Origin of the sequence: Klebsiella sp. I138, assembly GCF_051131765.1 — a bacterium.
GTDB lineage: Bacteria > Pseudomonadota > Gammaproteobacteria > Enterobacterales > Enterobacteriaceae > Klebsiella.
The window spans coordinates 1,077,221-1,092,110 of sequence record NZ_CP180447.1; the positions used below are offsets into that span (position 1 = coordinate 1,077,221).

Sequence of the window (14,890 nt, forward strand, 5' to 3'; positions counted from 1 at the left end):
TCTTTACAGGGTAGGTTGACAGCGCCTGGCGGATGCATGATCATGCTCCTTGTCGCTCGATTAAGATAATTACAGGAGTTAATGTGCTCGATTATGCAGCTTTCCCTCAGCAACGACAAGCGCTTATTTGTCAGCTCCTTCAGGAGAATGGCCGGGTCGTCTGTACTGAACTGGCCGCCCGCTTAAACGTCTCTGAGCATACGATTCGCCGCGATCTGCATGAGCTCAGCAAAGACGGATTCTGTAAAAAGGTGTACGGCGGTGCGGTAATGAACCTGCCTGAGGCGGGAGATTACAGCGAGAGGAAAGACAAAAATACGGCAACAAAACTCAGGATCGCGCAGAAATGCGCAAGGCTGGTAAAACCCGGCGGCTGTATTTTTATTGATACCGGCACTACGAACCTGGCAATGGCCGAGGCGTTACCCGCCGAGCTGGCGCTGACGGTGGTGACCAACTCGCCGGAAATCGCCGCGGTGCTGCTCAAAAAACCGCTTTTTGATGTCGTGATGCTCGGCGGGCAGGTCCAGCGAGCATCGGGCGGCTGCGTGGGAAGCTCGGCGGTGGCCCAGCTGCAGGGCGTGCTGTTTGACCAGGGGTTTATCGGCGGTTGTGCGATGGCGCCGGAATCCGGCCTGACGGGGTTTGACTATGCCGATTGCGAATTCAAAAAAGCGGTGATTAAGCAGTGCAGTGAAATTATCGTTGGTCTGACCTCGGATAAAATTCCGGCGGTGGCCCGTTTTGTGGTGGCGCAAAGCGGAGATATCGATGTGCTGGTGGTGGAAGAGAATATCAGCCGGGAGTACAGCGCCACTTTCCGCGAACATGATATCCGGATTTATACCGTCTGATGTCCACTGGGAGACGGATTACCCCGCCGGAATAGCGGGGCTATCCGATGCCTGTTTCTTTTTGCCATTGCTCCGGTGAACGATCCAGGTTGTTACATAGAGATTCCATTTGAATAACGATTCCTATTCTCCGCGTCGGTGATACACTGACAAACTGTGATCTTTGTCATACCGTAATTTATACCGAGAAAAGAGACACTGCTATGCAACATATCATTGAGGGGTTCCTCAACTTCCAGAAAGAGATCTTCCCGCAGCGTAAAGAACTCTTCCGCAGCCTGGCTTCCAGCCAGAATCCCAAAGCGCTTTTCATCTCCTGTTCAGACAGCCGTCTGGTACCGGAGCTGGTCACCCAGCAGGAACCTGGACAGCTCTTTGTCATTCGTAACGCCGGGAATATCGTCCCCTCGTTCGGGCCTGAGCCTGGCGGGGTGTCAGCCACGATTGAGTACGCCGTTGTTGCCCTGGGCGTTACCGATATTGTTATCTGCGGCCACTCCAACTGTGGCGCAATGACCGCCGTTGCAACCTGTCAGTGTCTGGATCCTATGCCGGCGGTGGCGCACTGGCTGCACTATGCAGACGCGGCAAAAGCGGTGGTTGAAAAGGGGACCTGGAACAGTGAGATTGATAAAGTGAATGCGATGGTGCGGGAAAACGTCATCGCCCAGCTGAACAATATTAAAACTCACCCGTCGGTGGCCGTCGGTCTGCGTGATAAGGCGCTGCGCCTGCATGGCTGGGTTTATGATATCGAAAGCGGAGAGATTGGCGCGCTGGATAAAAACACGAAAACCTTCGTGTCGCTGTCCGACAACCCGGCCGTCTACTTCGAATAAAGCCTCGTCTCAGGGCACGGACGCCCTGTGAGTCATCCGTTTCTCTTCGCTTTCGCAAAAATCATTTATCCCATCTTACTTTAGCGTACTGCGCCCGGCTGGCGATCCTGGCGCTACCGTAACCTCGGTAAGTGCGTCGATACGCCGTATCGATGAACTACAGGCCTGGATGCAGCAAACGGCGTCGGCGTGATGGTTGAACAATCGCCCGGGCTATGGCTTCCCCCATTTCGGCGCTGGCGGTAATTCCCTGGACGAAGGGTCGGTCATGCAGTAGCCACGGCAGGGCTGCAAAGGCGACGCGACCCCGTGCCGCTGCCGGCTCCTGCAAGGTGTAGTCATCGCCCACCTCAGGGATATCCTCTCCGGTCGCCTGGAGCTGCTCGCGTAAGGTCGGGAAGGGCAGGTCTTTCGTTTTTAACGCTTTTTGCCCCCTGGCATCGATAAACAGATCGAAGGTATGCGATGCTTCCGGGGTGGTTATCACCGTTTTATCCTCTTTGATAACCTTCTGATAATCCTCGCCAAGTGCGAGGATATCGATGAGGCCAGCCTCGCGCAGCGCCAGCAGGCGGCGAATAGATTCAGAAGGGATTGCGGCGTAATTATCGATAAAAACGCGGGCGAGGCCAGTTTTAAACCGCTGACTATCCTGTTCATCCAGATGTGGGACAACGTCCTGGACCGCCTCATGTAGCCGAAGAATGGCATACCGCCACGGGACCGTGTATTTCCGGCGTTTGTTGCGCTCGACTTCCTCAAGATTGGCCTGAGCCCAGTGGAACGGATCGTGTTCACGGCGTACGCGGAACCACGCGTCGCTGAAGCTATCGGCATTCAGCGTTGGCAGAGCGATGCTGGCGCTCCAGCGCGGATCGGCATTGTCGATTTCCGCGATAATCAGCCTGAATATACGGTCGAGTAAGCCAGTCTGACCGGCGGCAATAGCCGTTTCCAGCGCCTGTTGGGTGAAGACAGAGAGCGGCTCATAAGGGATCGGGCAGTAGAAATCTGCCTCCGGTAAGATACCGGAGCGCGACATCAGCACCACCTTAAGCGCTGCGCTATCCGCATTGAGCCGGAATCGCAGCGGTTGATCGGCGGATTCGACAAAATGACCATGCTGAGCCACTACGGCCATCGAGGCATCAAGCCCGCTTAGCGAGGTGCCCATGACGCCAACCGTGCACGCCGGGATACAGGCGTCCATCAGGCCGGACCAGGGGCTGGGGAAGTAGCTACGCGTTGACTTCTCTTCTGCGGGCCAGACGTGGCCGGTGGCGATGACTGCCAGGTCAACGCGTTCTGCTACCGCTTCGCCTTGAGCCCAAAGTCTGACACCGTCGGCGCAGGCCTGCAGGTCGGTGACTTCACATGACTCGCGAAGGGTGACCTGTACGCCCTGGGTTTGCGCCAGCGTCAGCAACCCAAGAAACTGATCGCGGAAATATTCGCCGAGCAGCAGACGCGGAAGAAACTGGCGAACATGAAGTGAATCGCGGCGGACACCGTAGCGGGCGAGATGCGCTTCGCTCTGCTCGTTGAGCCAGTCGATGTAGGTTGAAAGCAGCGGCGGGATTTCAATACTGGCGATGTTTGCCAGCATCATGCGCGAGTTTTCTTCGTGACTGTACGGCATGCCGACACCGGCCCGATCGGCCTGTTCATAAAGGGTGGCGGCAAAAGGGGCCTTTAACTTTAACAGCCAGTACAGGGTATAAATCCCGGTGGGACCTGCGCCGACGATAGCAATTTTTCTCATGCAATATCACCTGTGGTCATGGCGCTTTTAGCAACCTTGTCCGTCGGTCGGGAGGCAAACGGACCGTATCCGGGACGATCCGTTTTCTCGCGCGACCCGCAGCGGAAACAACGGTTATTTTTGCAGTACTTCGGCAAATTTGGCCAGCCATTGCGGATGGGCGGGCCAGGCCGGGGCGGTAACCAGATTGCCGTCGACGTGTGCCTGATCGATGGCGATATCAGCATAGTGTCCGCCGCTAAGCCGTACTTCCGGCGCACAGGCCGGATAGGCGCTACAGGTACGGCCCTTTAGCACCCCGGCGGCGGCCAGAAGCTGTGGGCCGTGGCAGACGGCGGCAATTGGTTTGCGCGCAGCGTCGAACGCCTGGACCAGCTTAATGACATCGTCATTCAGGCGCAGGTACTCAGGGGCTCGCCCGCCGGGGATCAGCAGGGCGTCGTAATCGGCCTCTTTTACCGCCGCAAAATCGGCGTTGAGGGTAAAGCGGTGACCGGGCTTCTCGCTGTAGGTCTGGGCACCGTCAAAGTCATGGATCGCCGTCATGATGTAGTCGCCTTTAGACTTATCGGGACAGACCGCGTCAACCTGATGACCAATCATCTGCAATGCCTGAAACGGCACCATGGTTTCGTAATCTTCGGCGTAGTCTCCGACCAACATCAGAATTTTTTTGCTCATCCGCATCGCTCCTCCAGGAATAAAGATGCCTAAGGTATAGCCCAGTGGAGGGGGGAATGCGAACCGGCAAACGGGGGGATGGCTTTGTTTTGCGGTGTATCACGCGGGGGCGATAGCGCGAAGCTGAAAGTATACGTAGGGGGGAGTACAGGAGACTGAAATGAATAATGCGCCAGAGCGGGGCGTGCAGAGAAAATATCAGACAGCGGGAAAAAAGAGAGTGTGCGAAAACACACCTTTCAGTAGACAACAGACGATGTCTGCGAATAAAGAATGGTGCGTCCGAGTGGACTCGAACCACCGACCCCCACCATGTCAAGGTGGTGCTCTAACCAACTGAGCTACGGACGCATTATGGTGCGTTTAATTGGACTCGAACCAACGACCCCCACCATGTCAAGGTGGTGCTCTAACCAACTGAGCTATAAACGCATTATGGTGCGTTCAATTGGACTCGAACCAACGACCCCCACCATGTCAAGGTGGTGCTCTAACCAACTGAGCTATGAACGCAATGTTGTGGTGACAACGGGGACGCATATTAGCGACAGGATGGGGTTGTGGCAAGAGGCAAACGTCACTTTTCTTTCAGATCTCACGCGATTGCGGAAGTTTTATGCATATTGCTTATATTTTACTGATGATAAAGGATATTTGTTATCCAGTTGTGGTTGTCGCTCGGCGATGCGGGTGTTGACGCGGCGCGAAGAAAGGTTCGGTAAAGCCGCTGGATAAAAGGATGACCAGATGAGTTATGTCTCAAAAACCTGAGTCAACGATGTCGTCGGGGTTAGACGGGAAGCCGCGGCTATTTAAAAATAAGGCGAAGGGTATAAAGCGCGCAGAGGACTAACAGGATCAGAATGAGCTCAAAACGATAACGCTGCAGCATAGTGGCCTCCTGAAAGAAAATCGGCGCTGAAGCAGCGCCGATTCATGATTAACCAGAACTACCGGAAGAATTAAGCAGCCGGCTGTGCAGCAGGTTTAGCAGCCTGATGTTTAGTGGTTTTGTGATGTTTTTTAGCAGCCTGAGCTTTCTGCGCTACTGGTTTAGCGGCAGCTTTGTGGTGTTTTTTAGCGGCCTGGGCTTTCTGCGCTACTGGTTTAGTGGCAGCTTTGTGGTGTTTTTTCGCAGCCTGGGCTTTCTGAGCTACCGGTTTGGTTGCGGTTTTGTGGTGTTTTTTAGCGGCCTGGGCTTTCTGCGCAGCGGCTGGTTTGGCAGCGGCTTTGTGGTGCTTTTTAGCGGCCTGGGCTTTCTGTTCAGCGGCTGGTTTGGCAGCGGCTTTGTGGTGTTTTTTAGCGGCCTGAGCTTTCTGCTCTGCAGCTGGTTTTGCGGCAGCTTTATGGTGTTTTTTGTGATGAGTGGTCTTGGCAGTGGTGCTGTGAGTTGCAGCAGCCGGAGCCTGAGTGGTGCTTACTGCATCAGCAGCGAAAGCAGCGGAAGACAGACCCATAGCAGCGGCAACGACCAGAGCTAATACTTTTTTCATTCTGATATCCTCGAAATTGTTTCTTCAGTGAACCCCACTGCGGGGCTGTTGAAATCACTATAAGTTTTTCTTTTCCCCGCTTCAGTGAGTGTTTGGTATCGGCGAGTAACGGAATGTACAAAGAGTGCGATGTGAGGACGTCAGGGAGGCTCCGCTAACGGGAAAACGTTAGCGGAGGGGGGGGGCACTTCAGGTGCGCAGCGTGCTGGCCAACGTTGTGAGCAACGTCTGGCGTGGCATACGTACGCAATAGGCGGGCTGGCCGCGCTCAAAACGCCATCCTTCGGACAATGGCCCGGCGTCAACAACGTCAAAGCCAAACGCCTCGTACAACGCAGCGGCTATCGCTTTTCCCTCATCGCTGTCGCCTGCCAGCGGCAGCGCGCGACGATTTTCCGTGCCTGCCGGCAGGCCATCACTTTCCAGTTGGGTCATTGGAATGGCGTTAAACGCTTTGGTCACTCTGGTGGCCGGCAGAATTTGGGCCAGTAATTCGCTGGTCGTCGTTTCTCCGGACTCAAGGGCCGCAATTATTCCGTCGCGCTCGGGATAGTAATTCACCGCATCAATAACATGCTTATCTTTTATCCCGGCGACCGGCAGCGCATGAACGGCGCTGAGCGGCACGGCAATCACCACCACTTCGCCAAATTCGGCCGCGTCATTTGCGCTGCCGATACGACAGCCAATCATTGGACCCAGGCTGAAAAGCGTCTGTGGTCCCCGGGAGTTACTCAGCATGACATCATGGCCGGCCTGAAGCGCAAGCTTCGCGATTGACCTGCCTACGAATCCGGCACCAATAATTCCAATCTTCATTTTCCACTCCTGAGGTGAGAACGTTGAGATAGTCAATTTAATTCCCTCCTGGCAGAAGATAAATCGTAGGATAGTTGAATGATAAACAACTCAAATGAATGAATCATGGATCAGCTAACCTGCATCAAAGTTTTCGTTAAGGCTGCGGAAACGGGCTCGTTTGCCGCGGCAGCCGGGCAGTTACGACTCTCGCCGCAGATGGTTGCCCGACACGTAGCCGCGCTTGAGGCCCACCTGGGCACCTCACTAATCGCCCGAACGACGCGCAGACAGACGCTCACCGATATTGGCCGTAGCTACTATGAACGCTGCCGCGTGGTTTTGGCTGACGTTGCCGAGGCGGATGCGGTGGCACAGGAGATGAAAGCGACCCCTTCAGGCATCATCAGGGTGAATGCGCCGGTCACTTTTGGATCACACGCGCTCTCCACGTTTATCACCGACTATCTTGCCCGTTTTCCTGACGTCCAGGTTGAGCTGACGCTGAGTGACCGCATTGTCGACCCGATCGAGGAGGAGTTTGAGGTCATTATTCGCATCGGCGAGTTGGCCGATAGCTCGATGGTCGCGTGGCCGCTGCTTCCTTACCGCCTGATTGCCTGTGCGTCACCCGCTTATCTGTTGCAACACGGCGAACCGCATATGCCGACCGACCTTCAGCATCATGCATGCCTGGTCTATGGTCACTGGTCGGCGGGCAGCGCTTGCCGCTGGCAATTTGAGAAAGAGGGTGTGGTCATCGAGATCAAACCGAGCGGGCGGTTTCGTGCGAATGACTGGAAGGCGCTGATGAACGCCGCCATCGCGGGGCACGGTATTACTCTGGGGCCGGAAGATGTGCTGAGAACGGAAGTTGAACGCGGGAGCCTGGTACAGGTTTTGGCGGATTTTTCCGGGCCTTCGCGGCCCATGCATATTCTCGTGCCGGCCGGACGTCGGCGGACGACAAAAATAAAATGTTTTGTTGATGCCTTAAGAACCGCACTGGGCCCGCGCTGAGCCCCTGCGAGCATGAGGAGCGGCACCCCGTAAACAGGGTGCCGCTACGCGTTAGCGCGCCGCGCGTTGCAAAATCACGTTAGACGGCTGGCGCTGCAGGAAACGCATTCGCAGCATCATCAGTACCGCCGCCGAGGTGAGCCCGATAATAAACCCGCACCAGAAACCCGCGGGTCCCATGCGTGGGACGATCGTATCCGTTAAGGCCAGCAGGTAGCCGCTTGGCAGCCCTAGCACCCAGTATGCGGTGAAGGTAATAAAGAAGATCGACCGGGTATCTTTATAACCACGCAGAATCCCGCTGCCAATGACCTGTACGGAGTCGGAAATCTGATACACCGCGGCCAGCAGCATCAGCTGGGAGGCCAACAGCACCACTTCCGGGTTGTCGTTATAGAGAAGTGCAATCTGCTTGCGCATCAGGATGGTGAAAATCGCCGTTATTACGGCCATGCAGACGCCCACGCCGACACCGGTTCTGGCAGAGACCTGGGCATCCAGCGTGGAACCTTGCCCAAGACGGAAGCCGACGCGGATAGTCACCGCCGCCGCCAGCGATAATGGCAAAACGAACATCAGCGAGCTGAAGTTCAGGGCTATCTGATGGCCGGCGACGTCCACAATCCCCAGTGGGGACACCAGCAGCGCAACGACCGCAAACAGGGTCACTTCGAAAAAGAGCGCCAGCGCTATCGGCAGGCCCAGCTGAACCAGACGTTTAAGCACGCTGAAGTCCGGTTTGCCAAAGCCTTCATCGCTGCGGATATCGCGCATAGAGCGGGCGCGACGCACCCAGGAGATCATGCACACAAACATCACCCAATACACGGATGCCGTCGCCACGCCGCAGCCGATACCACCCAGTTCCGGCGCACCAAAATGGCCGTAGATAAAGATGTAGTTAACGGGAATGTTGACCAGCAGGCCGATAAATCCCATCACCATGCCTGGTTTGGTTTTGGCCAGCCCCTCGCACTGGTTACGCGCGACCTGGAAAAAGAGGTAGCCTGGGGTGCCCCACAGGAGCGCACGCAGGTAGCCGACGGCGATCTCGGCAAGAGCCGGGTCGATATTGTGCATCGAGCTGATAATGTAGCCTGCGTTCCACAGCACGATCATTACCAGCAGCGAGACGAACCCTGCCAGCCAGAATCCCTGACGGACTTGATGAGCAATGCGGTCGCGACGACCGGATCCGTTCAGCTGCGCGACAACCGGCGTCAGCGCCAGCAGCAGGCCGTGGCCGAAGAGAATGGCGGGCAGCCAGATGGAGGTCCCAATCGCGACGGCCGCCATATCGGTGGCGCTGTAGCCACCCGCCATCACGGTATCGACAAAGCCCATAGAAGTCTGGGCGACCTGTGCGAGGATCACAGGAATGGCCAGTGCTAATAACTGACGCGCTTCAATAAAATACTTCTGCACGTGAACACCTTTATATTGTTGTTATTTTGAGACTAAAAAAGCCGCCGTAAATGGCAGCAAGAAGAAAGAGCAGAGGGGGTTTCCAGTCTATTGTAGCGAGGATGCGCCATTAAGCCAGTGAAAAAATGGTAGGGCACGATGCGCGCTGGCAACCTGTTTTCCCAGCTGGTATTGTTCCTGGCAGGTATAACGGTAATGATACCGTCACGAAAGTCTACAGGAGCAAAGCATGTTTACTGGCATTGTGCAGGGGACCGCTAAAGTGGTGTCCATCGATGAAAAACCCAATTTTCGCACCCACGTGGTGGAGCTGCCAGAGCATATGCTCGCCGGCCTCGAGACCGGGGCATCGGTGGCACATAATGGCTGTTGCCTGACAGTCACCGAAATTGACGGCCCGCGCATCAGTTTTGATCTGATGAAGGAGACGCTGCGCATTACCAATCTCGGCGCCGTGCAGGTGGGAGATGTGGTGAACGTAGAACGTGCGGCGAAATTCAGCGATGAGATCGGCGGCCATCTGATGTCCGGTCATATTATGACCACGGCAGACATCGTCAAAATACTGACCTCGGAAAATAACCGCCAGATCTGGTTTAAGGTTCAGGACCCGACGCTGATGAAATATATCCTCTATAAAGGGTTTATCGGTATTGACGGGATCAGCCTGACGGTCGGCGAGGTGACGCCAACCCGTTTTTGCGTGCATTTGATTCCTGAAACGCTGCAGCGCACCACGCTGGGGGTAAAAAAACTGGGCGATCGGGTCAATATCGAAATCGATCCGCAAACGCAGGCGGTGGTGGATACCGTAGAACGCGTGCTGGCGGCGAAAGCAGCGGCACAGCAATCGGCCGATGAGTGATTCGGCGCTGATGCCAAATCACTTATCCTGGAGCCTGAAATAAGCATCCCCCGTTAAACGGGGGATTTTTTTAACGCGCGACGCGAAGACCGTTCTCAACACCGCGAGAAAAGACAACCTGCCAGAGCTGAATATCGCGCGCGCGAAAAGCCCCCGCGCAGGCATTCAGATAATAACTAAACATGCGTTTAAAACGTTCCGAATAGTTGTCGGCAATGTCGGGCCAGCTGGCCTGAAAACGCTCGTACCAGGCCATCAGCGTGGTATCGTAATCGGCGCCGATATTGTGCCAGTCTTCCATCACAAAATGGGATTCGCTGGCTTGCGCAATCTGAAGTACCGAAGGCAGGCAACCGTTGGGGAAAATATATTTATTGATCCACGGGTCAACGCTGTGGTCTGAAACTTTGGAACCAATGGTGTGTAATAAGAAACGGCCGTCGGCTTTCAGATTGCGATCAACCACCTTAAAATAAGTGGCGTAATTTTTAGGCCCCACGTGTTCGAACATCCCGACGGAAACAATGCGGTCAAAACTGTCCTGTAAGTCGCGGTAGTCCTGCAGCAAGATAGTGACATCTAATCCTTCACAGCGCTGTTGGGCCATTTTTTGCTGTTCAGCAGAAATGGTGACGCCAACCACGCTGACGTGATAATTTTTGGCCATGTAATAAGCCAGACCACCCCAGCCGCAGCCAATATCCAGCACCCGCATCCCTGGCTCCAGCTGCAGTTTGCGGCAAATAAGATCTAATTTTGCCTGCTGTGCCTGTTCCAGAGATTGCGCATCTTTCCAGTACGCGCAGGAATATTGCATATAGGGATCGAGCATGCGGTTGAAAAGGTCGTTGCCGAGGTCGTAGTGTTCTTTGCCGACAATCCAGGCGCGTTTTTTACTTTGTAGATTGAACAGGCGAGCGCCCGCGATACGTAATGTATCTTTGAGATGATGCGGGAGCTGACTTTCCAGACCGGCACGTAACACTTTGTGGAAGAATATATCCAGCCGTTCGCAATCCCACCAGCCGTCCATATAACTTTCGCCTAACCCTAGCGACCCTTCCTGGAGAACGCGCTTAAAAAAGAGCGGGTTTTTAATCCGGATATCGGAGGGGGCAGGACCATTGATTTCAATGCCCGCACGGCCGAGTAACTCGGCAGTAATTCGGTACCAGTCGTCGTTTGGTACACTGACTTCTTCTATACACGATGAACTCATAGCTTCTCCATCACGCCCAAGTGATCAGAACCTTAAAACAGCGTAGACGCTTTTTTGGCTTTGTGAGAAATCTCACGGAATATCCGTGAAGCAGCTATCCGACGTAGAACAGAGGAAGGGTGATAACCCTTGCCGAAAGGCCTTCCATGGTGAAACGGGATGCATCCTGCCCCCGTTAAAATCAAAAAAATTTCTATTTATGTGAAGCAGGATCCAGTATAGGCCGCTGATAACGGCCTTTCAATAAAAATATATTAGCAGGCTAATTACTGGGCCGTAACATCACTGAAACGCATTTATGCGTGCGACGATTCGGCCGTCAGGCAAGTAGCCTGCCGCTGCATCAAATAGCCTATCCCGGCCAGTACGATGGAGACCAGCATGACGCTGGTGGTCGTCAGCAGCGGCGTGGCAATTAACGCAGAGACCAGTAGGCTGGTCAGGAAGCACAGTCCCAGCTGCAGGGTATTTTGCAGCGCTGCGGCGCGACCTGTTGCCTGTGGGAACGGCTTCAACGCCTGGGCGACAACGATAGGATAAATCCCGCCGTTGACGATAGCCATTACGCAGAAGGGAACCATCACCGCAATAATTGACACATTCTCAACCAGCCCCACCATCCAGGTCGCGGCAACGCTGACGGCGAAAATAACCAGCAGCCACGGCAGCAGCTGTTGACCCTGCCATTTTTGCAGCGCTGCCCGGCACCCGTAGCCGCCGACTAAAAAGGCGATCGTCTGCGGAACATAGCTTAAACCAATAGCGGTCGGGCTATAGCCCATGTCATGCAGAATAAACGGTGACCCGGTCAGCCAGGCAAAAAAGCTGGCGGAGCAGGCGGCGTAAATCAGTACGTTTCCGCTGTATTCGCGCGAGCGCAGCAGCGTCATAAACGTCAGTTTTTTCTCGCTGCCTCCCGTCGGCTTGATGACCGGCTTCAGACGCAGGGCGGGCACCATCAGTAGCAGGGTGATGGCGAAAAGAGTGGCAAAGATGGCCTGCCATTCCAGATGCGCGAGCAGCCAGCTGCCGAGCAAGGGTGCGAGGGCCGGCGATAAGCCAACCAGCGGCATGATGGTGGCGAAAATGCGGTTAGTGCGCTGGGCGGGATAATAGTCCGTAACCATCGCCTGCCAGGTGACCGCCGCCGCGCAGACGCCGATTGCCTGAATAAAGCGAAGTACCAGCATCAGCGTAGCATCGCGAACCCACAGCATGCCCAGGCAGCTGATAGCGAAAATTGTCAGTCCGATCAGCAGAACCGGTTTGCGGCCGTAGCGGTCTGAAAGCGGGCCCCAGAACAGCTGCCCGATGGCGAAGCCGGCGAGGAACAGGCTCAGGCTGGCGCTGACCGATGCCGCAGAGGTATTGAGATCTTGCTGAATGGCCGAAAAGGCCGGCAGATACATGTCGGTAGCCAGGAAACCCAGCACGCTGAGTCCCGCCAGCCAAACTAAAAATCCTTTCCCGGGTTGTTGCATAACGTTCTCTTTCTTCTGATGCAGGTATGATGCCGCAGAGTGTAGGGAGTGCATTCTGGCTTGTGAAACGCTAATATTTGCTACATGCATTCAAAATTTTTGCAGGCAGAATATGTGGTCCGAATACTCACTGGAAGTTGTTGATGCTGTGGCCCGCAACGGGAGCTTTAGCGCGGCGGCACAGGAACTACACCGCGTACCCTCAGCGGTCAGTTATACCGTACGTCAACTGGAGGAGTGGCTGGCGGTGCCGCTGTTTGAACGTCGCCATCGCGACGTCGAATTAACGCCGGCCGGGGTCTGGTTTTTACAGGAAGGGCGCTCTGTTATCAAAAAAATGCAGATCACCCGTCAGCAGTGTCAGCAGATAGCCAACGGCTGGCGCGGCCAGCTGTCGATAGCCGTCGATGACATTGTTAAGTCAGCACGGATGCGGCAAATGATTGTCGATTTCTATCGCCATTTTCCGGATGTCGAACTGATTGTGTTTCAGGAAGTGTTCAACGGCGTCTGGGATGCGCTGGCCGACGGTCGCGTGGAGCTGGCCATCGGCGCAACCCGTTCGATTCCAGTGGGTGGGCGCTACGCCTTCCGCGATATGGGCATGCTGAGCTGGCATTGCGTGGTAGCGAGCCATCATCCGCTGGCGCAGATGACGGGGCCGCTCAGCGATGACGTGTTGCGCAACTGGCCGTCGCTGGTGCGAGAAGACACCTCCCGATCGTTACCAAAACGCACGACCTGGCTACTGGACAACCAGAAAAGGGTGGTGGTACCGGACTGGGAATCATCGGCGACCTGTCTGTCGGCGGGACTGTGCGTGGGAATGGTGCCGACCCATTTTGCTCGCCCATGGATCGATTGCGGCGAATGGACGGCGCTTGAGCTGGAGAACCCGTTCCCGGATGCCGCGTGCTGTCTGACCTGGCAGCAGAGCGACACGTCTCCGGCGCTGTCATGGCTGCTGGATTATCTGGGCGACAGTGAAACGTTAAACCGGGAGTGGCTGCGGGCGCCGGAGTGACCGGCGCCGTAGGGACATTTAGCGGCGGTAGTCGACGAACGGGCCGTCGACGACGGAGCGACGCTCGACCAGACGAGGGTGGACTTCGATAGACTGCGACTCTTCGCGCTTGTTAACGATACGATCCAACAACATGTTGAAGGCTGCTTCGCCGAGAGAATCTTTCGGCTGGTGAATGGTGGTCAACGCCGGGCTGAAATAGCGGGCGTTGCGCACGTTATCATAGCCGATCAGGGAAATGTCCTGCGGAACGCGCAGGCCCATCTCGTCTGCGGCGCAGATTGCACCCATCGCCATAATATCGCCGCCGCAGAAGACCGCCGTCGGGCGATGCTGCTGACTGAGGATCTGCTGCATTGCGCGATAGCCAGATTCTGGTTCGAAGTCCCCCTGAACAATCCAGTTTTCCGGCACGACGATCTGCGCTTCTTCCATGGCCTGCATAAAGCCCGCCAGGCGCCCGGCGCCGGTATTGCGTTCCAGCGGGCCTGGGATCACGCCGATCTCGCGGTGGCCGCGTTCGACCAGGTAACGGCCGGCCATATAGCCGCCTTCAAAGGCGTTATCGATGACTGAATCGGTAAAGTCAGCTTTTGCTTCACCCCAGTCCATCACCACCATGGGAATATGGCGATACTCTTCCAGCATGCTGAGAACCGATTCCGGGTATTCGGAACACATGACCAGCAGACCATCAACGCGCTTTTGCGCCATCATCGACAGGTAGGCCTGCTGCTTTTCGAGATCGTTCCACGCATTGCCCAGAATCAGGGTATAGCCTTTCTGGAAACAGCTCTTTTCTACGGCTTCAATAATCTCAGCGAAATAGGCCGCTTCGCTGCTGGTGGCCAGCAGGCCAATCGATTTGGTGTGATTAACCTTCAGGCTTCGCGCCACGGCACTTGGGGAATAGTGCAGTTCTTTGATAGCCGCCCAAACCGCGTTGCGGGTTTCTTCAGCAACGAAGCGGGTTTTGTTAATTACATGTGAAACTGTTGTAGTGGAAACGTTTGCGCGCTTCGCTACATCTTTAATTGTTGCCATTACTTCTCACTCCAGACCTTGACCTGATCGTCTGATTATCGATACGTAAACGTTTGCCTATACACACCCTGAATACAATGTTCAACATTGCATCACGTCGGGAAAACGACACAGAACGACAGGAAGGGGTCAATGGCCGATACGCTTTCAAATTAGCGTGGGATTTTGTCCGATCTTGCGGCAAAGGGGAAGAGCAAAAATGTGCATCACCCTAAATCTCAGAAGATTTTTACGCTATATTGTGTAAAAATGAGCAAGCTCACTTTTCGTGTGGGGATAACTGGGGGGAAAATTGATGGATACAGATTTAAAGTTTTCGCTGACAACAACGATTATTGTCCTGGGTCTTATTGTTGCCGCCGGGCTGACAGCGGTACTGCACTGA

At 55.1% G+C, this 14,890-nt stretch carries 14 protein-coding genes and 3 tRNA genes; 6 read left to right on the plus strand and 11 right to left on the minus strand.

Annotated elements, in window-relative coordinates; all coding sequences use genetic code 11:
- Window positions 1–83: 83 nt before the first annotated feature.
- Both ACMYSK_RS04960 and ACMYSK_RS04965 read left to right on the plus strand, forming a co-directional pair.
- Window positions 84–854 carry a DeoR/GlpR family DNA-binding transcription regulator gene (locus ACMYSK_RS04960; RefSeq protein ID WP_434640695.1) on the plus strand — a complete coding sequence of 257 codons (771 nt, stop codon included), beginning with the start codon at window positions 84–86 and terminating at the stop codon, window positions 852–854.
- A 203-nt stretch (window positions 855–1,057) separates the two neighbouring features.
- Window positions 1,058–1,693, plus strand: coding sequence for a carbonic anhydrase (locus ACMYSK_RS04965; RefSeq protein WP_434640696.1), 636 nt, complete (start codon window positions 1,058–1,060; stop codon window positions 1,691–1,693).
- 157 nt (window positions 1,694–1,850) lie between these two features.
- Here the strand turns inward: ACMYSK_RS04965 and ACMYSK_RS04970 are convergent, their stop codons facing one another.
- The 7 genes from ACMYSK_RS04970 to ACMYSK_RS05000 form a co-directional block, all read right to left on the minus strand.
- Window positions 1,851–3,455 carry an FAD-NAD(P)-binding protein gene (locus ACMYSK_RS04970; protein WP_434640698.1) on the minus strand — a complete coding sequence of 535 codons (1,605 nt, stop codon included), beginning with the start codon at window positions 3,453–3,455 and terminating at the stop codon, window positions 1,851–1,853.
- A gap of 114 nt (window positions 3,456–3,569) precedes the next feature.
- Complete coding sequence (locus ACMYSK_RS04975; RefSeq protein ID WP_434640700.1) at window positions 3,570–4,136, minus strand: DJ-1/PfpI family protein; 567 nt, start codon at window positions 4,134–4,136, stop codon at window positions 3,570–3,572.
- 274 nt (window positions 4,137–4,410) lie between these two features.
- Window positions 4,411–4,487, minus strand: a tRNA-Val gene (locus ACMYSK_RS04980).
- A gap of 4 nt (window positions 4,488–4,491) precedes the next feature.
- Window positions 4,492–4,568: transfer RNA gene (locus ACMYSK_RS04985), tRNA-Val, on the minus strand.
- 4 nt (window positions 4,569–4,572) lie between these two features.
- Window positions 4,573–4,649, minus strand: a tRNA-Val gene (locus ACMYSK_RS04990).
- Window positions 4,650–5,098: 449 nt separating this feature from the next.
- A complete protein-coding gene (gene asr, locus ACMYSK_RS04995) occupies window positions 5,099–5,629 on the minus strand; it encodes an acid resistance repetitive basic protein Asr (protein WP_434640702.1) in 531 nt (176 codons plus the stop codon).
- A gap of 189 nt (window positions 5,630–5,818) precedes the next feature.
- On the minus strand, window positions 5,819–6,448 hold the full coding sequence (locus ACMYSK_RS05000; RefSeq protein ID WP_434640704.1) for an NADPH-dependent F420 reductase: 630 nt from the start codon (window positions 6,446–6,448) through the stop codon (window positions 5,819–5,821).
- 105 nt (window positions 6,449–6,553) lie between these two features.
- Between ACMYSK_RS05000 and ACMYSK_RS05005 the strand changes: the two genes are divergently transcribed.
- Window positions 6,554–7,447: a LysR family transcriptional regulator gene (locus tag ACMYSK_RS05005; protein WP_434640705.1), complete on the plus strand. Its 894-nt coding sequence runs from the start codon at window positions 6,554–6,556 to the stop codon at window positions 7,445–7,447.
- 51 nt (window positions 7,448–7,498) lie between these two features.
- Here the strand turns inward: ACMYSK_RS05005 and mdtK are convergent, their stop codons facing one another.
- The gene (mdtK, locus tag ACMYSK_RS05010) at window positions 7,499–8,872 is read right to left on the minus strand and encodes an MdtK family multidrug efflux MATE transporter (RefSeq protein WP_434640707.1); all 1,374 of its coding nucleotides are present in this window, start codon (window positions 8,870–8,872) and stop codon (window positions 7,499–7,501) included.
- A gap of 229 nt (window positions 8,873–9,101) precedes the next feature.
- Here mdtK and ACMYSK_RS05015 point away from each other — a divergent pair, with 229 nt between their 5' ends.
- Window positions 9,102–9,737, plus strand: a complete 636-nt coding sequence (locus ACMYSK_RS05015) for a riboflavin synthase subunit alpha (RefSeq protein ID WP_434640709.1) — start codon at window positions 9,102–9,104, stop codon at window positions 9,735–9,737.
- 70 nt (window positions 9,738–9,807) lie between these two features.
- Here ACMYSK_RS05015 and cfa read toward each other — a convergent pair whose 3' ends face one another.
- Together cfa and punC are read right to left on the minus strand one after the other, a co-directional pair.
- The gene (cfa, locus tag ACMYSK_RS05020; protein WP_434640711.1) at window positions 9,808–10,956 is read right to left on the minus strand and encodes a cyclopropane fatty acyl phospholipid synthase; all 1,149 of its coding nucleotides are present in this window, start codon (window positions 10,954–10,956) and stop codon (window positions 9,808–9,810) included.
- A 296-nt stretch (window positions 10,957–11,252) separates the two neighbouring features.
- Entirely contained in the window at window positions 11,253–12,437 is a 1,185-nt protein-coding gene (gene punC / locus ACMYSK_RS05025) for a purine nucleoside transporter PunC (protein ID WP_434640713.1), read from the minus strand.
- A 112-nt stretch (window positions 12,438–12,549) separates the two neighbouring features.
- Between punC and punR the strand changes: the two genes are divergently transcribed.
- Complete coding sequence (punR, locus tag ACMYSK_RS05030) at window positions 12,550–13,461, plus strand: DNA-binding transcriptional activator PunR (protein WP_434640715.1); 912 nt, start codon at window positions 12,550–12,552, stop codon at window positions 13,459–13,461.
- Window positions 13,462–13,479: 18 nt separating this feature from the next.
- On the opposite strand, the gene purR is transcribed toward punR, so the two are convergent.
- Window positions 13,480–14,505, minus strand: coding sequence for an HTH-type transcriptional repressor PurR (purR, locus tag ACMYSK_RS05035; RefSeq protein ID WP_434640716.1), 1,026 nt, complete (start codon window positions 14,503–14,505; stop codon window positions 13,480–13,482).
- Window positions 14,506–14,800: 295 nt separating this feature from the next.
- Here purR and ACMYSK_RS05040 point away from each other — a divergent pair, with 295 nt between their 5' ends.
- Window positions 14,801–14,890: a YnhF family membrane protein gene (locus ACMYSK_RS05040; protein WP_004862736.1), complete on the plus strand. Its 90-nt coding sequence runs from the start codon at window positions 14,801–14,803 to the stop codon at window positions 14,888–14,890.